Annotated in this window: 17 protein-coding genes and 1 pseudogene; 8 read left to right on the plus strand and 10 right to left on the minus strand. The window is 48.0% G+C overall.

The genetic code is table 11. The annotated features are described in order from the left end of the window. Nucleotides 1–123 precede the first annotated feature (123 nt). On the plus strand, nucleotides 124–327 hold the full coding sequence (locus J7438_RS12650; RefSeq protein WP_209276816.1) for a hypothetical protein: 204 nt from the start codon (nucleotides 124–126) through the stop codon (nucleotides 325–327). Between the two features lie 124 nt (nucleotides 328–451). Here J7438_RS12650 and J7438_RS12655 read toward each other — a convergent pair whose 3' ends face one another. The 7 genes from J7438_RS12655 to aroQ all read right to left on the minus strand — a co-directional run bounded on the left by J7438_RS12655 (nucleotide 452) and on the right by aroQ (nucleotide 9697). Further along, nucleotides 452–1705: an MFS transporter gene (locus J7438_RS12655; protein WP_209200997.1), complete on the minus strand. Its 1254-nt coding sequence runs from the start codon at nucleotides 1703–1705 to the stop codon at nucleotides 452–454. Nucleotides 1706–1890: 185 nt separating this feature from the next. Then, nucleotides 1891–4989, minus strand: coding sequence for a hypothetical protein (locus J7438_RS12660; protein ID WP_209276817.1), 3099 nt, complete (start codon nucleotides 4987–4989; stop codon nucleotides 1891–1893). Between the two features lie 199 nt (nucleotides 4990–5188). Then, a complete protein-coding gene (locus J7438_RS12665) occupies nucleotides 5189–7123 on the minus strand; it encodes a WD40 repeat domain-containing protein (RefSeq protein WP_209276818.1) in 1935 nt (644 codons plus the stop codon). 30 nt (nucleotides 7124–7153) lie between these two features. Beyond that, nucleotides 7154–7876 carry an epoxyqueuosine reductase QueH gene (locus J7438_RS12670; RefSeq protein ID WP_209201000.1) on the minus strand — a complete coding sequence of 241 codons (723 nt, stop codon included), beginning with the start codon at nucleotides 7874–7876 and terminating at the stop codon, nucleotides 7154–7156. Between the two features lie 97 nt (nucleotides 7877–7973). Further along, nucleotides 7974–8351: a hypothetical protein gene (locus J7438_RS12675; RefSeq protein WP_209276819.1), complete on the minus strand. Its 378-nt coding sequence runs from the start codon at nucleotides 8349–8351 to the stop codon at nucleotides 7974–7976. Then, on the minus strand, nucleotides 8315–8680 hold the full coding sequence (locus J7438_RS12680) for a hypothetical protein (RefSeq protein ID WP_209276820.1): 366 nt from the start codon (nucleotides 8678–8680) through the stop codon (nucleotides 8315–8317). The genes J7438_RS12675 and J7438_RS12680 overlap by 37 nt, the downstream gene beginning before the upstream one ends. A gap of 225 nt (nucleotides 8681–8905) precedes the next feature. Continuing rightward, the gene (gene aroQ / locus J7438_RS28290) at nucleotides 8906–9697 is read right to left on the minus strand and encodes a gamma subclass chorismate mutase AroQ (RefSeq protein WP_209276821.1); all 792 of its coding nucleotides are present in this window, start codon (nucleotides 9695–9697) and stop codon (nucleotides 8906–8908) included. A gap of 243 nt (nucleotides 9698–9940) precedes the next feature. On the opposite strand from aroQ, the gene J7438_RS12690 reads away from it, so the two are divergent. Both J7438_RS12690 and aceK read left to right on the plus strand, forming a co-directional pair. After that, on the plus strand, nucleotides 9941–10888 hold the full coding sequence (locus J7438_RS12690; RefSeq protein ID WP_209276822.1) for a 1-aminocyclopropane-1-carboxylate deaminase/D-cysteine desulfhydrase: 948 nt from the start codon (nucleotides 9941–9943) through the stop codon (nucleotides 10886–10888). Nucleotides 10889–10904: 16 nt separating this feature from the next. Beyond that, nucleotides 10905–12698: a bifunctional isocitrate dehydrogenase kinase/phosphatase gene (gene aceK / locus J7438_RS12695; protein ID WP_209276823.1), complete on the plus strand. Its 1794-nt coding sequence runs from the start codon at nucleotides 10905–10907 to the stop codon at nucleotides 12696–12698. A 19-nt stretch (nucleotides 12699–12717) separates the two neighbouring features. On the opposite strand, the gene J7438_RS12700 is transcribed toward aceK, so the two are convergent. Continuing rightward, the gene (locus tag J7438_RS12700) at nucleotides 12718–13290 is read right to left on the minus strand and encodes a PhnA domain-containing protein (protein ID WP_209276824.1); all 573 of its coding nucleotides are present in this window, start codon (nucleotides 13288–13290) and stop codon (nucleotides 12718–12720) included. Between the two features lie 209 nt (nucleotides 13291–13499). Between J7438_RS12700 and J7438_RS12705 the strand changes: the two are divergent. Then, a pseudogene (locus J7438_RS12705) lies at nucleotides 13500–13952 on the plus strand (IS5 family transposase); the annotation flags it as partial. Here J7438_RS12705 and J7438_RS12710 read toward each other — a convergent pair. Then, nucleotides 13941–14261, minus strand: coding sequence for a hypothetical protein (locus J7438_RS12710; RefSeq protein WP_209276826.1), 321 nt, complete (start codon nucleotides 14259–14261; stop codon nucleotides 13941–13943). The pseudogene J7438_RS12705 and the gene J7438_RS12710 sit on opposite strands and share 12 nt — an antisense overlap. A 96-nt stretch (nucleotides 14262–14357) precedes the next feature. Continuing rightward, nucleotides 14358–14783, minus strand: a complete 426-nt coding sequence (locus tag J7438_RS12715) for an ankyrin repeat domain-containing protein (protein ID WP_209276827.1) — start codon at nucleotides 14781–14783, stop codon at nucleotides 14358–14360. Between the two features lie 433 nt (nucleotides 14784–15216). Between J7438_RS12715 and J7438_RS12720 the strand changes: the two genes are divergently transcribed. The 4 genes from J7438_RS12720 to J7438_RS12735 all read left to right on the plus strand — a co-directional run. Next, entirely contained in the window at nucleotides 15217–15642 is a 426-nt protein-coding gene (locus J7438_RS12720) for an IS110 family transposase (RefSeq protein ID WP_209276828.1), read from the plus strand. 129 nt (nucleotides 15643–15771) lie between these two features. Then, a complete protein-coding gene (locus tag J7438_RS12725; RefSeq protein WP_209276829.1) occupies nucleotides 15772–16599 on the plus strand; it encodes a hypothetical protein in 828 nt (275 codons plus the stop codon). A gap of 255 nt (nucleotides 16600–16854) precedes the next feature. Continuing rightward, nucleotides 16855–17424: an IS66 family transposase gene (locus J7438_RS12730; RefSeq protein ID WP_209276830.1), complete on the plus strand. Its 570-nt coding sequence runs from the start codon at nucleotides 16855–16857 to the stop codon at nucleotides 17422–17424. Nucleotides 17425–17717: 293 nt separating this feature from the next. Then, on the plus strand, nucleotides 17718–23535 hold a 5818-nt coding region (locus J7438_RS12735; RefSeq protein WP_209276831.1), incomplete at its 3' end, for a hypothetical protein.

Here is a 23535-nt window from a genome sequence, read left to right on the forward strand (position 1 = left end):
TTTCAAACCGAGTGTCAACAGATGATAAAAGAGGGGTGATAATCGGGAAATGCAGAATTTGAACTGTTGGAACCCCACCAAAGCCGAATGACTTATGTTGAATTAAGCACTGCTATCTGCAAAATGAGCTACGCAGTGGACTCAGAAACACGGAAAGAATGGAATGACGCCAGCGAGAAAAGGAGAAGAGACCCACTTGGGCTTGATGAAATAGTGGAATGGAATTTGGATTCATTGGCGACATTGGATTCATTGGCGACAGAGTCAGAACTGGTCAACAACGATGACTGGATGGAAGAGTTCCTACAAGGGCTATGTTGTGTTTAAGGGTTGAAAGTGAATAAATTCCAAAATCTTGTTGGTCAACCGATCAGTTGTTAAAGCATTAATGCCAGCTAGGAGGCTTGAAATAATTCCTCATTGAAATTTGGAAGCGATTAAAGGCAGTTCCTCAGCTTGCCGGTTTAGCCGTATCTTCGCTTTCCAGGAACTCCTCAGCATCAGAACGCGGGTCAATCTGCGCAACAATGGGTGTTGTGCGTGGTACTGGAATAAAGTGCTGCTCTTCGCTGGTGTAGATCGCAGGACGGTAAGCCATCCGAATCAGGAAGAAAAGACCGGTAGTGCCCATCACCGTGATGAAATACAGCATCAGGCCTTCAGGAATGTGGCTCATAAACAGTGAAGCGAAGATCGGGCCGATACACGCACCAAGGCTATAGGCCAGCAGAAGTCCCTGAGTGCCGGCAACAATATCATCCGGGTGCATATGATCACAGCCGTGGCTGATGGCCAGTGGATAGAGCGTGAAGGTAGCGCCGCCAAACAGAAACAGTGCCGGATAATACAGCCAGCTCTCGTGGGAACTGAGGATCAGGGCAAAGCAAATAGCACAGCCAGCCAGGGCAACCAGAATCAACATTTTACGTCGATCGATAATATCTGACAGGTAGCCCACCGGAAACTGCAGTGCCATTCCGCCAATCATGGTGATGGCCAGAAAGAGCGCGACGGTGTGATCATCACTGCCGCTGAGGTCGGCCAGGTAGATGGGCAACATTGAATACAAACCACCCAGTACCAGGCCACCGGCAAAACAGCCGAGTACTCCGGAGGGTGTCAGTTCAAACAGCTTTCTGAATCCCAGGGTAGAAGCCTCTTCAATTTCCGGTGTCGGGATTCGGGTCATGGCCGGTGGAAAGATCGATAATGACAGGAGAATACCGATCAGGATAAACGGCATCAGACTGCTGCTGTCAAGGAAGCCGACAAACAGCTGTCCGATAGCGTTGGCACCATAGAGTGACACCATGTAGAAAGACAGTACTCTGCCGCGGTTGGCGCTGTCACTTTCACAGAGCAGCCATGACTCAACTACAACAAATATACCCGCCACCGCCATGCCATTAAGGAAGCGCAGTATCAGCCAGCTGGTGGTATTCTCCGAGAGTGCCAGGCTCAGTACGGTGGCACAGAGCAACGCCATAAAGCAGGCAAACGAGCGAATATGGCCTACCCGGCAAACAATGCTTTCTGAGCGAAATGACCCGGCCAGTAATCCCAGGTAGTAGGCGGTACCCATAAGGCCGGCCAGAAAGTCATTGCCATCTGTCGCATTGATTCTCAGGGGAATCAGAGTCGTCAGGTATCCGCTGGCCAAAGCGAAAATAAACATGCCTGACAGTGGCGCAACAAAACGTATCATAGTTTGTAGCCCGATAACGGTGTTAATAAGTAGTTAACCAAATGAGCGATGTATTCCGGGTTTTATCGGCCTGACAGGAAAGCGGAATAGAGCAGCTCGACGGGATTGAAGATGTTCTCAGAAACGCTCTGGTTAAGATAATATTATGGTTCAGAATCCGTTATTTTGAGGAACTCTGCAACTGATCAAAGGGTTGTACATGCCCACCCCGCTGGTGCATTCTGCGGGGCACCAAGCTTTAATATCTTCTTTGGCACCAGCATTGGCCATTCTCTCGGGGAGCCATTGTCGGTGAAGTAGGGACGCTTCTCGCTGACCACGGCAATACCACGTTTCTTCAGTACTTTCCGGGCTTCCTCCGAAGCCAGCGTTTCCTGCGTCAAGGTGCCCGGATTCATCCGTATACCTTCGCTCTTCAGCCGCTGCACCTCTTGCGCCAGTGCCTGTTGCGTTGCCGGGCTCAGCAGTGATGGGTCATGTTCGTACTGCATCTTTTCCAGCAGCGTCATTCCCGCCGGAATCGCCACCTGCCGCAGATCATACCAGCTGTTATGAATACCATAAGTGACCCCTTTGTTCTGATCAGCCTTGCAGGCCCGGTGGCCAGGGTCTGAACAGACAATAATACCAGCCTCCCGGGCCATTTTGCGCCGGACATTGTCATCAATAAACTGCATCATTCTCTGCACTGGCTCAGTTGTCCATTCAAAATTTTCAGAGATCCCGGAGCCGCCATGCTCATTCAGACCATAGACTTCGGTGTAGTCTTTTTTGCGATGATCCTGAAGTCTCGTGGTTATTCGCGCCAGATCAGCCGCACCGTGCATGGCGGCTTCCAGGTGACGTTGGAATTCACCCTTGTTGCCAGGCCCGGGGGTAAACTTTCCAGTCAGCTTCGGTGGTAAATCAAGACGTGCAGCATCAAAACCCGGGGGCTCAGTCACCGTGAATCCGGGAAAATCAGCCCCGACCCCATAACAACGGATAATGTCCAGTCGATCCGCAAAGCGTAATATGCGCAGATACCAGCGCACAGGGTCAGGCAGGTTCTGCTCGTCTTTACCCCTGGTATCGTTTTCCTTGCTGACCATCGCCTGTGCGATATTACCCAGTAGCAGTTCAGGGTAGTGCCCGGTCAGGTCCCGTTTGAAATAGCCCGCAGACCTTGTTTCTTCCGCAGATTTGTCGACATCTTCGGCAGCGGCATCATGGTAGATAATCGCCAGTGCCAGAAGTTCTTTTTCTATTTTTTCCAGGCGACGCAGCTGAAATTTTTCCAGCAATTCCATATACCAGAGCCCATTATTCCTGGCCCGCAGAACATGACTGCAGCTGTGCAGCGGTTTCCACACGGTTGGCATGGTCTGTCTGCCAAGGCTCTTGATCACCCGTTCCGGTCCCGGGCGGCGGTAATAATGCTGCAACACCGTCAGGATGGTTTTTTCATTATCACCGACATGATCAGGCAGGACCGGCGGTTCGCTGAAGGCGTTCACCAAAAACTGTAACGCTGCGGGTGACTCAGCTGCCAATGGTGTTGCCGATGTGCCGGGATCGTCGTGATGGAGCGATTGTTTCAGGCGCGCATTTTCACGCCGAGCCCACTGTACATGCTCTGGCCAATGCTGGTAGAAAAGATAAGTTTCCCGTTGCTTCCATAGATTATCAAGCCAATTGATATAATCATTTGGAGAAAAATCATCAACAATCATCTTACCTTTAAGATCTCGCTTCTGCATATTGGATTTAAAAGATTTCATGAAGTTTTTGTTCAGGGAAGCTCCTGAGTAAAACAGGGCCAGTAAGTGAGACTTGATGGTGTCGAGAGTCGGGAATCTGCAATCTTTCACATATTGTTGCACTATCTCTTCCAGAGCGTCCTGCCGTTGCTGTTGACTAAGCCCCTGACAAATGCGGTCAAATTCAACAACGGCACCCGGACAGCAGGTCAAAGGTATCTGTCTGAGATGGAGCAGAGTCAGGAAGTCAAATGGACTAAAGGCAGCCAGCATGCAATTCATTATGCCCAGAGGCATTGTGTTACTGTCAAAACGGTCCATCCAGTAAATGAATGACACGCACCACTCTTTCGGCAGACTTGCCCCATTGTGCAAAAGCAGCTGAAACATCCGGTAAGCTTCTTCCTCCTGTTTCTTGATGTGCTTCTGCTTAGGATGTGAGTATCTGCACATTTCGGAATCCAGGAGCATTTCGAGCAAAGATTCAAAACTTCCTTTATGAAAAAAAGGCTGGTGGATTGGCAAACCACTCTGTTTTAATCCCAGAAGTTTCTCGGAACTGTAAAAACGGGGATCACTCACCAGCTGGATAGCCTGTTGCAATTTGTGCTCAACATCTGGTGAGACGGTTAATTCTGAGCCCAGTGCCTGTGTCCGCAAAGACATTGGCAGCAGATTTAACATGGCTCTGAAATTTTCTGGGGGTATGCCCTGTGAAATCGCAAAATAATCCAGAGAATCCTCATTCTTGGCCAGGTGTTTACTGTCCAGCTCACCATCAAAATTGACCTGAACAGAACCTGTTCGGTGGCAATAAACAACCAGAGGCAATGATTCAAGACCCAATACCTTTTCACACTGGCGCTTGTGCCACAGGGTATCGGCAATATTTATCTGTGCATCGAGGTATACAACGAAGCATTTGATGTCTTCTTTGCCATATTTGGTGAGCACCAGTTCCGGGTAATCGAGTACAGGGGTGTCATTGCCGGGTTTCAATTTTGGTAAACTGAACGTTCCATCCTTTCGCAGATGTCCCGAGGTGAATCGATGAGGATAAGCTCTCCAGATGACTTGTTCGCCATGCTCACGACGTCTATAGAACATTGATGGCAGATCTGGCAGCAGTTTTGCTCGCAGTTGTTCCGGAGTCAAGCCAGGCTCCAGCAGCAGACGTTGAGTAAAAGCATCACATTTATAGACATACAGGCATTGTGGATCAACAATGCCTACCATCCATTGGCAATACCTCTTTGGTATGGGCTTGGTGGGCATCATTCCCCCCGGCAGGACGAGGGAGAAGGGTCTTGGTGACCCCTTACCTGAAAAGTACTGTTTTTCTGTATTTAAATAAATTCGCCGAAACGCCAGACGCCCACTCCTGGCGGCCCACAGTAGCGCTTGTCGCTCAGGCTCCCTCGGATGAGGGGTTCGCCAGTTCGATTTGCTGGCACTCCATTGGCCAGAGGCTGTTACGGACTGGGTGTCAGACTTTGGTTGAGGGTACAGGCTTGCGTAATTCCCTGTTCCGTAGGCAACATCCATGGCAATACTCCATTAAAACTTGTCCTCCATGAGAGTAATTGGCTGGTGAAAAGTTCCATCACGGCCCTAAGGATCAGGCTTCTCTATCTTTCCAACGGTGTCATAACCGATTTAATTGGCTGAACAGGCCAACGAGTTAATGAATGGGGCGAGTGGTAAATATGCGACAACTTCTAACCACAGAATTGACAGCAAACAATCAGTCAGACATCCGTAGTTCAGTGATCTTCGCTGTGTTACCGCCATGGAGGGTCAACACATGGCCATTGATGCTAAAGATGGCTGATATGATTGCACTACGATGGGAAGTGGTGGCTTTTTCTTCCCATGATCCATCGCTGTTCTGACCATAAATTTTCACTGTACCATCGAAACTGGCAGTGACCACATGGCGGCCATCGACACTAAAGGTTGCTAATCTAATATCCTTACCATTGGAAATAACGGCTTTTTCTCTCCATGATCCATTGATCGTCAGGCCATAGATTTTCACCGTGTGATCTATGCTGCATGTGATGACATGACGGCTATCGGGGCTGAATTTGGCATAGTAGACACTTTTGTTATGGGTAATGATGTTTTTTTCTTCCCATGATCCATCGTCGTTCTTGCCATAGATTTTCGCTTTGCCATCCGCACTGGCGGTCACCACATGGCGGCTATCGGCGCTGAATTTGGCTGAGCAGACTGTATTGTCATGGGAAATGATGGCTTTTGCTTTCCATGATCCGTCTTTATCCTGGCCAGAGATTATCACCTTGCCATCGTCACTGAAGGTCATTAAAAAACAGCGACTATCGGGGCTGAATTTGACTGAGTTAACCTCTCCAGAGTTAACCTCTCCATTGTGGGAAATGATGGCTTTTTCTCCCCATGATCCATCGGCATCCAGTCTATGGATGGTTGCACTGCCATTTTTTCTGGTGATCACCACATGGCGACTATCAGAGCTGAAGGTGACCGAGGCAAAATGGGAAATAATGGCTTTTTTCAGCCATGACCCATCGTCCTTCCTGGCATGGATTTTCGTTTTTCCATCCAGGCTGGCGGTCACCACATAGCGGCTATCGGGGCTGAAGCTGGCTGTGTAGAGAATGTAATCATGTGGAATGATGGCTTCTTCTGCCCATGACCCATCGTCTGTCAGGCCATAGATTTTTGCCCTCTTATCCCAACTGATGCTTACTACATAGCGACCATCTTTGCTGAAGGTGGCAAAATCGACCCAACCATCATGGGAAATAGTGGCTTTTTCTTCCCATGATCGTTCGTCCTTCTTGCCATAGATTTTCGCTGTGCCGTCGTTACTGTAGGTCAACACATGGCGGCTATCGGGGCTGAAGGTGGCTGAGCGGACCCAGAACCTGTGGGAAATAGTGGCTTTTTCTTCCCATGTTTGTTCGTCCTTCTTGCCATAAATTTTCGCCTTGCCATCCATACCTGCGGTCACTACATAGCGGCTATTGGCACTGAAGGTGACTGATCTGACTTGCTTATCATGGGAGATAGTGCTTTTTGCTACCCATGATTCATCGCTCTCCTGGCCGTAGATTTTACAGGTTCCAGAGTCACAGGCGATCACCAGGTGGCGTCCATCGGCGCTGAAGGCAGCTAAGTCCTCTAAACTATTACAGGGGATGCTGGCTAAAGTCTCTAATGTAAATGCTTTACATTGACACATCAGTTTAGTGAGAGTGGCAAAGAACAGAGCAGGAAAATAAAAACACGCCTGGCGATCCATAATTGACTTGACTAATGCCTTATCCTTTGTAAAACGGCTCAACCAATTCTCGAGTTGACCTTTATTTTTTGCAGTGAGGATTGTTTGCGTAATGGCCTGGTGTGATGAAGCAATCTGGCGATACCACGCCCTTATCATTGATGCATCTTTTTTGAGCGTTTTGTAAATGCATGAATTCGCCTGTGTTAAACGGGCAATATCACGAGTCTGCAAATAGGTATAAATTTTGGATTGTATTTCAAAGGGTAAATCGAGCAATAATGAAAGCTCATTCTTGTCACGAACAATGACGTCCCTACGCGTGCTGATACCACTTCGTGTCTCTGATTGAGATTGAACTGGTGTTGATGAAAGTGCATCACCAATACCGGAACTACTCTTTATGTAATCCATAAATAGTCGACATTATTTGGCGGATGGTTTTCACGAAGATTTAGCGATAATGGCACAGTCCTCTTTTCCGTCCTGTGCATTGGTACTCTGGCCGTAAAAATTCACCAGTCTTTTTATCCGGCTGCGTCCCTGGGCCATTCGGTAGCGGTTGGTGTCCCTCAGGCTGTATACGCAACCGCAGTATTCCTGTTGATAGAACGCTTCCCGTTTGGACAGCTCAATCATTCTCTGGCTGCCCCCTTGTTTACGCCAGTTGTGAGTCCAGTAGGAAACACCGGGGTAGTGCCCTGCAGAGCGGATGCCACAGTCATTGATCTGTTCCATGTTCTTCCAGCGTGAAATACCCAGTGTGCTGGAGATTACCGAAAAGTGGTGTTCATAAGCATAAAGGGCGGTTCGTTCAAAGCGCATATCAAAACAGACGGTGCAGCGTTTGCCCCGTTCCGGCTCATTTTCCAGGCCCCGGGTGCGGGCAAACCAGTTGTCGGTATCATAATCAGCATCAATAAACGGAATATTGAGTTTGTCACAGAACCGTTTGTTTTCATCCTTGCGAAGCCGGTACTCCTCAGCCGGGTGGATGTTCGGGTTGTAAAAGAATACGGTCTGCTCAATACCCGATGCCTGAATCGCTTCCATCACTTCACCGGCGCAGGGGGCGCAGCAGGAATGCAGCAGGATTTTTTCAGCACCATCAGGAATATTCAGAACAGGGCGTTGATAATTTTCCAGGGAGAGAGGGGTGTTTTTCATGGCAGCTATACCGGTCTGACAGGTAGAGTGTTTACACAACCGGTAAGCATAGCAAAATATTGTCGTAAACCTGCTATCCAGCAGAAGAACCGATGGTTTAATCGCTCCTATTGGTAAACAGTATTTGTAATGCCTCCTGATGAGCCTCAAATAATTGATGGTAGTTTTGACAAAAGGCGTCTTCATTCGGTTCCACCAGTACCTCAAAGGAAGGCGCTATACCTTTTGCCCAACCGGGTAGGTAGTACCCTTTGGCAGCACACAGTGCATGAATGATCATTTCTACAGTACCACCGGGTCCTCTGACCGTTGGTGCCAAGTGCACATACCACCAGTGAATGCGAGGGATTACCGAAAGGTCGCCAGCCATCGCCTGATCAATTAAACCCTGAACATGCTGTAACCCCGGATTCAGTTGATCAGGATCCGTATGGATAATTAAAGCAGAGTGCTTATGCTTGCCAACATAATGCAAATAATATGCACCAAAAAAATATTCAATTCCATAATTCTTGATTCTGAGTTAAAAACATCTGGATCACCATATGGTAGCCAATTATCTCTTTTAACCAGATGATTGGGATTTTCTGGCCGAATCATCAAAGGTGACAGCAACTGTTCATTTTTTACTGGCAAAATCTCAGTTTCTGGTGTTTTTTCAGGGATCTGGCTGGACAGCTGAGGATGGTCCAGGGAATTTTCCGGCCTTTTATCAGCAGTTACTGTTACTTTTCTAAGTGTGCCATCATCGGCTTGGGTGCACTGTTCAGGGGGATTACCGGTGGCATGCTGGATATTGACCATTAAATTTCGATTCGATAACTGTTTTACCGGTATTTTCTGATGTTCAACTGATGATGGCTGAGGAGGCAATGAAGATGACTTTGTCTGACCGGCAATAGGGGGGGGATGATTAATTGTGTTCACAACTTTGAATCCTTTGTTTTACTGGTTGTAATGATTTTCCTGGATTTCAAGTCATCTTCAGCTTAAAAAATCCTTTTAATGTAAGCTGTCAATCAATCAGTTTTACATCACACGTATCCTCTGAAGACATTCAAACATTTTCTCTTTGTTGTCTTCGGACAGGTGCGTTGCATTTACTAACCTGACAAATTCTTTCTGCATGTTATTATCAAACTTTCCTTCATTTTTAAGATATGCGCTGATTTGTCTCACGATCTGATCACCAAGCTCTATCAGCCTGGGCCTGACCTCAGAATTCAGGTCACGGTGTTTTTTATTTGCTGGTCTGGCAGAGGACCATTGATCAAAATATCCATATTGAATAGCCTTGGCCGCATTCATCTGTGCCTGAAAAAAATGTTTGATGGAATCCGGGTCTAAACCAGCCTTCTCAGCATCACACTTTGCCTTCTCAAGCACCTTTTTTTCTCTGGTCAAATCTTCAACATCCCGACCTTTCGTGTGCTTGAATAAGGCTACATCTTCCATATAAGTCAGCCGCTGGTTGATTAACTCAAAGATTTCATATAGCTGCTGATTTTTGATTGGCAAAGCCTCAGTTACTGGTGTTGTTTCAGGGGGGAGACCGGGCTGTAAAGTAACGCTTGTAGAATTTACCAGCCTGGTTTGCGCAGTTGCAGTTATTGTAACTTGTTGAAACGTGCAATCACTGGCTTGGGCACATTGTTCCGGGGGATGTTTGATATTTACCTTTAAATTTGTATTCGATAGTTGTTTTACCGGTGTTTCTTTATCTTCAACCGATGATTTATCATCAACCGATGATGGCTGAGGATATTTGGAAGATGAACTTGTCTGACGTATCGTAGTGGATGCTTGATTAACCGGGTTCACTGATTCGAATCCTTTGTTAAAGAGGGGTAATATTTTCCTCGATGTCAAACCATTTTCAGGGTAATAAAATCACCTTAACATGGGCTATCAATCAACAAACTAACTATGTTGTCAGTAATTCTAACGGACAGTCATTTATGAGGCAGGTTTCGGCGCACATTCAGAGTGAGATAAGAAGAATGAGCAGGCAGCAGCAGTGCTGAAGGCAGGAAATGGCTGGATTTTCATCGGTGGAGCAGGAATATGGTATTCGAATCTATTGAGCTATTGGCCAGGCGGGTTCCTGTTCAGCCAGTAACAACCCGGTGGCTCGATGAAACCGGTGTATCCCTGGATATTTTGCGCCTGGATCAACTTGACCCCGAGATCAGCGGTAACAAGTGGTACAAGCTGAAACATAATCTTATTGCCGCGCAGCAGGAGGGCAAATCGGCCATTCTCAGCTTTGGTGGTGCCTGGTCCAACCATATTCATGCACTGGCTGCGGCGGGGCACCGGTTTGGCATGCCAACCATTGGCGTTATCAGGGGAGAGCCGGGGGAATCTCTGTCAGCAACCTTGACCGATGCGGTTAACTGGGGAATGCAATTACACTACCTGTCCAGAAGTGATTATCGTCGAAAGAATGAAGCCGTCTTTGTTAACCATCTTTTGCATCAATCAGGTTTGTCAGCCCGGGATGTGCATGTTGTACCGGAAGGCGGGAGTAATTTGTCCGGTGTGCAGGGTTGCCGAGAAATTCTGGCCGCAGGGGGCATCACTGCGGGGAGCTATGATGAGATCTGGCTGGCGTGCGGCACGGGGGCCACGCTGTCAGGGGTGGCGCTGGCTGCGGCAAAAGAGATGCCACAGACGCAGGTGACCGGTGTCGCCGTCCTTAAAGGAGGCGATTTTCTGCGGGGTGATATTCATCACTACACCAGACAGGCATTGGCTAACTGGACACTGTTGACGGACTATCATCATGGCGGTTACGCTCGCACTACCGAGGTGTTGCTGTCGTTTATAAAATCCTTTGAGCAGGAGACGGCAATCCCCTTGGACCCGGTATACACCGGCAAAGTCATGTTTGCCATCCGGCATTCACTGGCGGAAAACCTGAAGCAAGGCCTTCCCTGCCGGGGCAGACGGCTGTTAATGGTTCATACCGGAGGGCTTCAGGGGCGGCGCGGAATTGGTTTAAAAATATAAGAGCAATGGTGCAGTAATGAATACTTCAATAGCCCGACAGATTGCCAGAATTGTTCTTGAAGGGTTCAGTGACTATCGAACACGCTTTACTGACATCACCCTGGGTGCCCGGGACCATTTTCTGAAGGCAGACTGGAGTGCTGCACAAAATGCCGCTTCTGACCGGATTAACCTTTACCATGTTGCCGTCACCGATGTGATGACAACCCTGGCATCCCGGATTGAAGCGTCCTATCTCAGCGATAGTAGCTGCTGGCAGGATGTGCATGATGCTTACCTGGATTTGATCTCTTACCGGACCGACCCGGAACTGGCGGAAACCTTTTATAACTCCATCTACCGCAAGTTGTTCAGGGGCGAAGCGGTGAACCCCCGTCACTGTTTTATTCAGTCTGAATTTGATGGTTTCAAGGTTCACAGCGCCAGGGGCATTTACCGATCCTACTCGTTTAATGACCAAAGCCGGCAGCAGGGGCTGGTCAGTCAGGTTGGCCAGATACTGGATGATTTTCAGTTTGAACTGCCCTGGGAGTACCGGCGCAGGGATATTCGCAATATTATCCATGCGTTGCAGAAAACGCAGCCATCATGGGTCCGGCGCAGTAATGTTCGGGTGGATGTGCTGAAGTGGGTCTTTTATCGGAATAAAGCTGCTTATCTGGTGGGAAGGCTGGTGGCCGGTGACGACCTGCAACCGTTTGTTCTGGCGGTTCTGAATAATGAACAGGGCGCGCTCTACGTTGATGCACTGCTCTGTGAAAACGACAGTGTTAGTGTGCTGTTCAGTTTTACCCGCTCTTATTTTCTGGTTGATGCCCGGATTCCCTCCGAGTGTATTGAGTTTTTGCACACGCTGGTACCTGAAAAAAAACGCGCCGAGCTTTATAACTCCATCGGTTTCTTCAAGCATGGTAAAAGTGTCTTCTATCGGGATTTTCTCCAGCATTTGCACCACTCTGCTGATCAGTTTGTCATCGCACCGGGTGTAAAGGGTATGGTGATGTCGGTGTTTATGCTGCCTTCCCTGGATATGGTGTTTAAAGTCATCAAAGATCAGTTCGCCCCGCCCAAAGATATCAGCAAGGCCATGGTTAAAGACCGGTACTATCTGGTGAAAACCCATGACCGGGTAGGGCGGATGGCAGATACTCAGGAGTACTCCAACCTGATATTGCCCCGTTCCCGGTTCAGTGATGAGTTGTTGCAGGAGTTGCGGCAGGTAGCTCCCTCTACCGTTATTGTCTACGACGATAAGGTGCTGATTCGCCATCTATATACTGAGCGGCGAATGATGCCCATGAATATCTATGTTGAACAGCTGGTTGACCATGGCAACGAGCAGGCACTGGAAGCGGTGCTTGATGAGTATGGCCGGGCGATCAAGCAATTGGCCGCCGCCAATATCTTCCCGGGCGATATGCTGCTGAAAAATTTCGGGGTCACTCGCCATGGTCGTGTGGTTTTCTACGATTACGATGAAATTATCTATCTGACCGAGTGCAACTTTCGCGAGATACCGGAGGCACTCTACCCAGAGCAGGAAATGTCCGCTGAGCCCTGGTATTCCGTTTCACCAGGGGATATTTTTCCGGAAGAGTTCCCGGTGTTTCTGTTTCCTGATCTGGCCATCCGCAAACGTTTTACCCGTCTTCATGGTGATCTTTTTACCGCCAGTTACTGGCGCAGTGTTCAGCAGCAGATTACCCAGGGGCAGGTGATGGATGTATTGCCATATACGCCATCACTGCAACTGAAAAAACACCATGTTGACCGGGCGGCGTCCCGGCAAAAAACAGTGGCTGTGGTTTAACAGGCGCTACTTATGGTGTTCACGCTTTTTTCAGGTACTTGGTCAACAGAACAATCCGGACGCCATTGACACGGCCTTCGATCTGTTCAGGATTACCGGTCAAAGAGATATTGCGCACGGCAGTACCGCGCTTGGCAGTAAAGCCAGCACCTTTGACCGGCAGATCCTTGATCAGCGTAACTGTATCGCCCGCATTCAATACACTGCCGTTGCTGTCCAGTGTGGGGGCTGTTGATTCTTCACTGCTTAATTCGGACTCTGCCCACTCACGGGTCTCATCATCCAGATACATCATATCTACCAGGTCCCGGGCCCAGCCTTCCGATGACAGACGGTTGAGCAGACGAAATGCCATGACCTGAACAGCGGGCACCTGACTCCACATACTGTCATTCAGACAGCGCCAGTGATGAGTATCCATGGTATTTGACTGGTTGATCTGCCCAAGGCAGTTATCACAAACCAGAAGGCAGTGGTCCGGATGGGATGCATCGCTCTTTGGCGGCACAGGATAAACGCTCAGATCATTTTTTGAACTGCACAGTTCACATTGAGCGCCGCTGCGCTCCATCAGAGTTTGTTCGGTAGTCATAGAAGGGAATATTTGACCAAATGGAGGGGGGGGATAGTATGCCGGTAATTTCAGAAATCTCCAATCAAAGACTTATCAAGCACTACTTTAGCAATTTGCAGTTTTCCTTTGAGGTATGAGTAATAAATTGGGTCAGTTCGCCATTGATTGTCATTAGGGCCTGTTGAGGTTTTTTTGGGAGGCTTGAAAAAGGCCAACAGATTCGTATTAGTGGTGCAGCCACAGCAGACTCCGAAGGTATTGGTAAAAGTAGGGGGGGGTTGACCAGTAAAATTCATATGGCTGTTGATGCCATGGGTTTACCCATAGGGTTTGAAATTTCGGGAGGAGCGGTGAACGATTGCACCGCAGCCCCCGAGCTGCTTGAACAACTACCGACAGCTGAGAATGTCATAGCGGATAAGGGCTACGACAGTCAGAAGGTCAGGGATAAAATCACAGAAAAAGGATCCAATCCGGTTATTCCCAGAAGGAAGGGTTCCAAGGTGGGGAATACGGGTATGGATTGGGGATTATACAAATACCGACATCTGGTCGAGAATATATTTGCCAGGTTGAAGCACTTCCGAGGTGTTGCGACAAGATATGACAAGTTAAAGCGCAACTATGTCAGCGTCAGCGTCGTCGCTATGGCCTGCTGTATCGTCTGGTTACCGGTGTAAAACCTCAACAGGCCCTGGCGAGGGGTCATTGGCCAGCAATGCATTGCAGGTCTTTGTATCGCCTTTGCTGGCAGCTAAGTGGAGAGCCATCAAGTCATTGCCAGTCAACATCTCATTGAACTGGATAGCCTGAGCAGGCAGTGATGCCTTGACGGATTCTACACCGCGGTGTCTGGTAGTCGAATAAGGAGCCGCCCTGCTGCTATTAGTTGCATTGACATCCACTCCCTTCGTTACAGGCAAGTTTTTCAGGCATTTGGCATGGCCCATAGCAGCGGCGATTGGCAGTGGTGGGTCGTTGGCTCCCATTTTGATTAGGAGATTAAGGCACGGCGTTTGTCCCTGCCTGGCGGCTTCTTGCAGGGCATTATTAAGGCCAGTCTGGCTGGTGATGGTACTTGTTATTCAAGAAGCACAGATTTGTTCTCCCGGGTTGTTCTCCTTTATAGCGGTATGTAGTACCAAATTGATATTCGTCCCAGCCCTGATCAGCATTTCGAAGTCATCGGTACGGTGCTGCCGGGCAACAATGTGCAGGGACGTCTCACCATCATGATCGGCAGCATTGACATCGGCACCGCAGCCGATCAAAGCCCGGACGCAACCATAACGGCCGTATTTTATGGCAACAGTTAACGGGTATTCAGGATGACCGGTGAGCACCGAATGGTAAGCCCTATTTGCTAAAGTCTTATCTTGGGCCAGCAACATGTTCAGCGTTTGCAGATCCCCGGTACGGCAGGCATTAATCATCATGGATTCACAATAAGGTGAGTCGTCGTCGAGGACGTTGCCCCCGTCCAGACGAATCAATGGCAGTACCGGTTGCATGCATAGACTGCATTGTCGTTGATCAAGCCTTCTTAACTTTTGTTGTTTACTGTCAAGCCATTCGGTGATGCATTCCAGGTGAAAAATATGGGGTGACGGGTTGCAAGAGGTTCTCTTAGGGTCGACATTAAGCTCAGAACTCCGTTCGTCCTGAGCCTGTCGAAGGGCGTGAACTCCGGCCTCATGTATTGTGCCTATCACCCTTCGACAAGCTTGTATGTTTAACCTGTCTCTGATTACTTGTATAAGTGCAGAGACGGGGTGAGGGGCATCGACTGCTTACTGCCTTCAGGACAGACTGACTGAGAATTTCCCACCCACAAGCATGAGCGACGATTAGGAGCGTTACTGCCCTGCAACAGACAATTTTCGCAAGCTAACGCCAGCCTGTGGTCACCCCATCCGACATAAAGATTACATCAGGGACTGGGCTATGGAAATGGTATCTAACTTCGCTGGTATTGATGTAGCTTCTCGATGGCTAGACATTTGCCTGAACGATGGTTCTGTTGAGCGTATTGATAACTCATTCACCGCAATTACAGAGTGGGTCGCATCTTTGCCCCAGGTAACAGCTATTGCTATGGAAGCAACGGGTCGCTACCACTCATTACTGGCCTCTATTGCATTCCAGCATGGCCATACCGTTTATGTACTTAATCCAAGGGCTGTGTATTATTACGCAGTTGGAATAGGTCGTCGACAAAAGAGCGATAAGGCTGATGCCGCAGTTATTCGACGCTATCTGTGCAATGAACATGACAATCTGAAGCCCTGGAAGCCTGCCACAGCCAACCAGGAACTGATTAAAATGCTGACAAACCATCGTGCGTCAGTAGTCAACGTGAATTCGACGTAAAAAAGACAAGGAGCCTACGGACTACTTAGCTATCTTTCAGATACCAAACCATAGACAGCTAACCGGAGGGTAATTTCTCAAAAAGTGCTGGAAGCAGGATAATTTCGATCAGTCGTCTATCCTCTCACCATGGTTTTTCCAGAACACCAGCAGTTACAACCTGAAGATCTGCTGAGATTCATCGCTCAGCAGCAAGAACAGATCATTCAGCTCAAAGAGCAGATAGAATTGCTTGAAGCAGAGATTCGTCGTCTAAAAAAACTGCCCGCAAAGCCTGACATTAAACCGAACACCAAACCTCCTGATGATGACAGCGGCAGCTCCGATGGAGCCCCATCCGCTCCTGATGGCGACGATGGAGCCAGCCCAGAAACCTCGTCAAAGCAGAAGGTTAAAAAGCCCAACGAGAAAACCAGAAAGCAGCGTAAACAGGCTCGAAAGCCATTGGTGGAAAAATCCATACCCATTGCTGCCACTGATGTTCCGCAGGGATCAATCAGGAATGGAACCACCCCTTTTTACGTTCAGGAACTGACGATACAAACATTCAGTATTGAATATCTTTTAGAGCAATGGGTGACACCCGATGGACAAACCATTACAGCCAAACCGCCAGCCAGCCTTCATGGGCATCATTACGGGCCAATGCTACAGGCCTACGTTCTGCAACAATATCACGGTTGCTCCGTTACCCAGCCAGAACTGCTGGACTGGCTATGGGACATTGGAATCTCCATTTCCAGTGGGGAACTCAGCCAGCTCCTTACGAAAGGACACGAGCAGTTTCACGCTGAGAAAGATGAGCTGTTGACTACAGGCATTCGCTGTTCAAGTTATATCCAGACAGACGACACGGGAACAAGGCATAAGGGAAAGAATGGTTACTGCACCATCATCAATAACGGTCCTTTGTCTGGTTCGAGAGCACAGTCAGCAAAAGCCGGGAAAATTTCGTAAGCCTACTGCACCGGCCATGGTCAACTTACTCGTTCACCGACGATGCCTTGATCTATCTGGAAAAACTGAATTACCCCAAAAATTGGCTCCGCATTCTTAATCCATACAGAGGAGTCACCTTCCTGAGTCATAAAGCTTGGGAAGAGTGTATGAAAGACCTGGGTCTAACTGGTAGGCGACGCCAGCAGGCCAGTGAAGCCATGATTTATGGGAGCCTGATACGGCATGGAGCCGGTCATCTAACCACCTTCAGTGATGGGGCAGTTCGACGTTTTCAAACACAGCCAGTGCTGGATACATGCAGAGCGAGGGCTGGCAAAAGTTCATCCGGTCAATGATCAGCAGGCCATGGCCCAGAAATGGCTCCGGACATGGTTTTGGGCCATTTACGATGACCTTAAAGACTTCAAGGCAGAGCCAACTGAAAGAAAGGCAATAAGAGTACGACAGGGGTTCCAGGCGCTGATCCAAACCCAAACGAGCAGTGGGCTTCTTCAGGATGCTCTGTCAGGGTTGGCTGTAATCAAGGAAGAGCTATTACTGGTTCTGGAATACCCGAGCTTACCGCTGCACAACAACCTGAGCGAGAGTCAGATACGAGAATATGTTAAACGACGAAAGATCAGTAGCGGGACGCGAAGCGATTTGGGGCGGCAATGTCGCGACACCTATGCCAGCCTGAAAAAAACGAGCCGCCTGTATGGTCTCTCTTTTTGGGATTATCTGAAAAGCCGACTAATGGTCGATGGATTATTTCCGAGATTGAGTAACCTGATTGAGGAGGCTTCACGTCATCTTCCGTGTGGTGCTGCCAGCAGTTTTTGAGAAATTACTAAAAAAGTTTGAGAGAATCTTCTTTTAATAAAACTGACGAATATAAGAGTATTTTTTTTAACCAGACTAACAGCCCTGACTATATTAATCTTCCAACGTTTAATAGACATTTACCATTCACTATTTAGAGCTGTTCAAAATCACAACAATATGACTTTACTGGAAGCTGAATTATTACAAAAAATAATAGCGTCTGATTTACCCGTTAGTCTGCCTATAAAAATCATAAGACACTGACCAATACATTGTTCAACATCAACTGACTAATACAAAGGTAACAGGTAATGAATAACCAGATAGCACCAACGTCAGCTGCTTATCCGAATGCCTACACTGCTGATGCCACTCAAAAAGATTTATCCGAACAATCAATCAAAAGTAAATTTCTGTCTTATCGAACCAATGTCGAGTCAGATGTCCAGAAACTGATTAATAAAAACCAGGCAGAAACCAAGGTTCTGGAAGGCAAGACAGAAAATATGCAAAAGAAATTAACTGAATACCTGCAGTACCGTGCTCATGATAAACTTTTCATTAAGCCTGCACCTGAAAAGAACCATAGCAATAGCACTGAGACAAATTCCCTTGCTAACAAACCGTTAATCCCATTATCCGAAGATTCCACTACCACTGTCGTCAATACGGAAACCACAGGACTACCGTCTGGCTCAACCACTGACAGCACGGTCTCATCACCCATCTTATCAACTGCTGACCATACCAGTACTTTCACCCCCTCAATACCAACACATACAACGGTTAACGACAGTTCAGCAACGGCTACAGCCCAGTCGGTAAACACAACTCAGGCGACCAACACAACAAGTCCACTTACACCGACGACTGCCCTGCCGCCACTGGGGGAGTTGCTTTCCAACAGTGTGAAAATCACGTTAATGGCGTCGCTGAGAGACGAGCTGGTGTACTACCAACAACAGCAACAAAAAATGCCCATGGCAACCGCCGAAAATTCCTTGGGGAATATCACCGGGATAGCTCAGCAGCCCGAAACAATCATCGGTAAACGCCCGGATGATCCATTGCCGCACATCCGTTACAGTCAGCGGCCACACCCAATGATTGATTTGTCCGAGTTAATATCAGGTATTGAAGCAAGGGTGAAAATGTATGAATTATTCAATGTGGTACTAATTGTTTCTTCCTTCACCAGGGCTATTAAAAAATCCTTTCCCGCCGTCGCCAGGGTTTATGACAATAAACTGAAACAGCTCGCTGACCAAATAAAGAGTTTTCTCCCGAGCCATGACCAGGATGACACGAAAAGAAAAAGAACCAGAAGAGAACTTACAGAAGAGGAAATTAAGGGCATTAAATTTAAGTTCGAAAGACTGCTTGATGAATTTGAGAAAGAACCAATGCAGAAAGAGATGAAAAAATTCTTCGAAGGCTTCTGGAAAATGCGTGATACCTTCACCAAAGCTCGGTATAAAGCTCGGCATAAAGCTCTGCATGAAGTTGATAACTTCACTAATTATCCTGAATTCAAAGACATGTTCGGATGGATGAAAAATAAAGAAACGATTAAGTCAGGGCTGGAAAAGTACAGCCAAGACATTGAAAAGGCTATCAAAGACAAAGGTTTCTACCAAGCTGGCCAAATTACCTTCAAGGTTAATATACTGTACAACAAAATACGGAATATCCTGGAAGGCTACGAATCAGAAAACCCTTATCAGGAATTTTTAGAAGAAATCAGCGCGTTTACAAAAAAACTGGATACGGTAAAATCACTGGCCAATAAGGTAGCTGGCTCGGTCGATTTGAAGAAGCTCTTTTATCAAGCGATTGCTCATGATGCCATAGCCCTGGCTTACGATAATGAACTGGGATATTGTTTCGCGGATGTACTGTCCACAGCCATAGCAGGCCAAAATGGGAAGTTCTCAACTTCATTGACTAGTCTGGCAGAGTCAATATTGTTTGGTACCGGTTATACTCGGCTCCCAATCCAGATCAGAATGACCTTGCAGGATGTATTATATCCAGATTTACTAAAGAATCGTCCAGCTTCATTGGGGCTGAATGCTGACAGCTTATATATTGCCCAAGCCTACAAAAAAGCACAAATAGTGAGGGATGCAGTAAATAACGAGCTTAAAATCACATCGCGCAGATTCAATTCAATAAGTGATCTGATCAAGAAACTGCTTCACCAGGTTGATGTTAACAGCCTTGGTACTGAATTGGTCCAGTTTGGGGTTGCACCTGATTCTAATCATATCTTTTACTGCGCTTTTAGCAAAAGCGACAATGTCTTCAGGCTCACAGTTCAGGATACTAAAGTCGGTGTGATAACGGCTACTGGTAATGATCTGAATCAGCTACAAAATAACATACTAATGGTACTAGAGCATTATTCGAGTTTTTCTGAACATTATACGATACCACTGACCCCCCCCAAGGCAGATGCTGTCCCCATTCCAGACACTGTCCCCATTCCAGACACAGGTTTCTGTCCTCTTACCAAGGATATCCTGGGCCAGTTTGAAAACATTGAGTTTGAAAACCTTGAACTGATCCAGGATTCAGCACTAACTCTTAAAGATATCATGACCCACCTCCCCGACGAACTCGAAGCACTTGACAAGGATAAAATCAACGACCTGACGAAAAAATACTATGAAACCGTCAAAAATGCTGCCACCGGGAAACGTCTGCACATCAACCTGAAATCCCTGTCACCATCAGAGTCAGAAACACTGGCAGAAATTAAGCAAATGCCCATGGTTTATCTGATGCGGGAAGTCCTTACCGCCCTGGAAATGTATAAGAATCCAGCTAAATACTCAACCAACATCAGGCTGATGAATGCCCACGTTGTCACCACACTGAATGACATCGCCAAACACTTGCCCTCCGCCCCGGAAAAAACCGCTGATGCCGATGCTCAATCAGTACCACAAGTTGCGGTACAGGCAACCACTAACTTGGACACCATCACTGACGGAGAGCGGTTCAAGCTGGCTGGTGAAAGAGACTTCCGCATGCTTGACCCAGAGCCGGGCGCTAGTGCCGTTGGAGCGCAGGCCGGTGCAGCCCAACCCGGCGGTGCCCATGGAGCATCCGAAAGCCAGGACAGCAGCGGTGTAACCGGTAGTACTATTGGTGGGATAATCGGTGGCGGGATCGGCGGCTCTGCCGCAGTATTTGTCGCGGCAGTGTCATCATTCATAGCCCGCTGCCCCGAATGCCTGACACAACTGTCAGAAATGGCAAGGGCCACTGAGGTCGGCGAGGATGCTGCAGAAAGAATCTTTAACCGGCTATCTCAAAACGCAGGTGAGGAATTCGAGGAGGAATTTGGAGAGAAAGTTGGAGAAAAAGGCGGAGAAAAAACTGGAGAAGAAGTCGGGGAAAAAACCCTTAAAGAGGTTGGAAAGAAAGCTGTCAAAGGAAAGCAGGCCGCCAGATGCACACGCTCGGTTGGCAGCTGTAAACTGGAAGACGGCGAAAATGATCCTGTTGAAACTGATGGTGAAACTGGTGGCGGTGGAGCCGGTGGTGCAGCTGGAGCAGGCGCTGCAGCTGGAAGTGAAGTAGGTGAAACCGGTGGTGAAGTTGGAGGAAGCATTGGAGCAGGTGGTGTCGCGGCACATAAAGCAGGCAAAACACTTAAAAAGTTGTACGAGGCCATAAAAAAAGCGATCGAAAAAAATCATAAAAAACACTCTGAAAAGCAAACCTCCCATGGCTCAGCAGCAAAACCAAACCAACCACCAATAAAAAAGGCAATCGATGCAGAGCACACCACGATACAGCCAACAACCAAACCAGCGACGTCATCAAGCACCGCAAACAGCGACAATATAAATGCAGGTATTGCCACTGTTCCAGACGATGCAACCAGTGTTGACCAACCAACAGAGACATTAACAACTGTAATAACCAGAGAGTCATCAACCAGCAGAGAGTCATCAACCAGCAGAGAGCCATCAACCAGTAAGACTGAAACTGCTGGCACTATCCCAAAGACAGGAGATGATGACAGTTCCCAAAGTGCCGCCGATTTTACAAGTTCTGCACCAGCGACAACACAGGCTGCTGAATCAACAACTCAATCAATATCCACATCAACGCCTGAGGCTATCGCGCAGGAAACGAAGAAAAGCACCTCTGATATTTCAAATGGTGCAATTGCTGCGTCACCACCTTCAGAAACTTCAACGGCCACAGAAACAACTCCATTAACAAAACCACCAACAGCTGTTACAACTCAGGCGGCAATTGATAAAACAGCAATACTTCAATCGACAACCGGGCAACCGGCATTATCATCTGCAACCACCGTAACAGGAGGTGACCCTCGCATCTCTGACAGCACAACGGCGTCTCCAACCTCAACAACAACCATCTCAACCGCTGCACAGGCCAGGCAATCAAGTCAGGCAGCAACAACAATCCACGACACCACCGCTCAGACAGTCACTTCTGGTTCCACGGATAGCTCAGCTGCTTCTTCATCAATGACGTCTGCATCAACAGGCACGACAGCCGAACAGACAACAACGCGACAATCAATTACTCAGGCAACTACTCAGGAAAAAGCACGACCAACATCTGATACCACCAGTCAAAAAATGACTTCTGCCATTTCGGGCAGCACAACTACAGCTTCACCGCTGACAGAAACTTCCACGGCCACAGAAACAACTCAATCAACAAAATTGCCAGCAACCGCTACAACTCAGGCGACAATTGATAAAGCAGCAATACTTCAATCGACAACCGGGCAAGCAGCATTATCAACTGCAACCACCGCAACAGAAGGTGACCCTGGCATCTCTGACAGCACAACGGCGTCTCCAACCTCAACAACCATCTCAACCGCTGCACAGGCCAGGCAATCAAGTCAGGCAGCAACAACAATCCACGACACCACCGCTCAGACAGTCACTTCTGGTTCCACGGATAGCTCAGCTGCTTCTTCATCAATGACGCCTGCATCAACAGGCTCGGCTACCGAACAAACAACAGCGCAACAATCAATAACTCAAGCAGTAACTCAAGAAAAAACACAATCAAAGTCTAATAGCTCAGGACTACAGGGAACTTCCGGTATTCCAGGCAGCACGACGGTTGCCTCAACGCTGTCAGAAACCTCAACGGCCACAGAAACAGGTTCATCAGTAACGTCACCGGCTTCGGCCACAACAACTCAGACGATGATTAATGAAAAATTAATACATCCATCGACAGCCCGACAAATAGCATCATCAACATCCAAAACCATCACAGCAGAAGGCAACTCTTATATATCTGACAGCACAACGGCCTCTCCAGCCTCAACAGCAAGCTCAACCGCTGCAACAACCAGACAATTAAGCCAGACTGCGACACCGACCTTCGGCACCAACACACAGACAACTACCTCTGGTTTCAGAGATAGCTCAGCTGCTTCATTGACGCCTGCATCAACAGGCTCGGCTACCAAACAAACAACAGCGCAACAATCAATAACTCAAGAAAAAACACAATCAAAGTCTAATAGCTCAGGACTACAGGGAACTTCCGATTTTACGGATAGCACAACGGCTGCTCCAACCTCAACAACAATGTCAGCCGCTGCTCAAACCAGGCAATCAAGCCAGGCGGCAACACCAACCCTTGAGACCACCACGCAGACAGCTACTTCCAGCTTCGGAAAAAGCTCAGCAGCTTCTCCATCATTGACGCCTGCATCAACAGGCTCAGCTACTGAACAAACAACAGCGAAACAATCATTAACTCAGGAAAAAGCACAATCAACGTCTTATAGTTCAGTACTTCAGGGAACTTCCGGTATTCCAGGCAGCACGACGGTTGCCTCAACGCTGTCAGAAACCTCAACGGCCACAGAAACAGGTTCATCAGTAACGTCACCGGCTTCGGCCACAACAACTCAGACGATGATTAATGAAAAATCAATACATCCATCGACAGCCCGACAAATAGCATCAGCAACATCCGAAACCATCACGGCAGAAGGCAACTCCGGTATATCTGACAGCACAACGGCCTCACCAACCTCAACAGACGGATCAACCGCTGCACAGGCCAGACAATCAAAACAATCAGCACCCCCCGGCACGGCCAAGCAGACAG

Source organism: Thalassotalea sp. G20_0, from assembly GCF_017744175.1.
Classification (GTDB): domain Bacteria; phylum Pseudomonadota; class Gammaproteobacteria; order Pseudomonadales; family Endozoicomonadaceae; genus Endozoicomonas.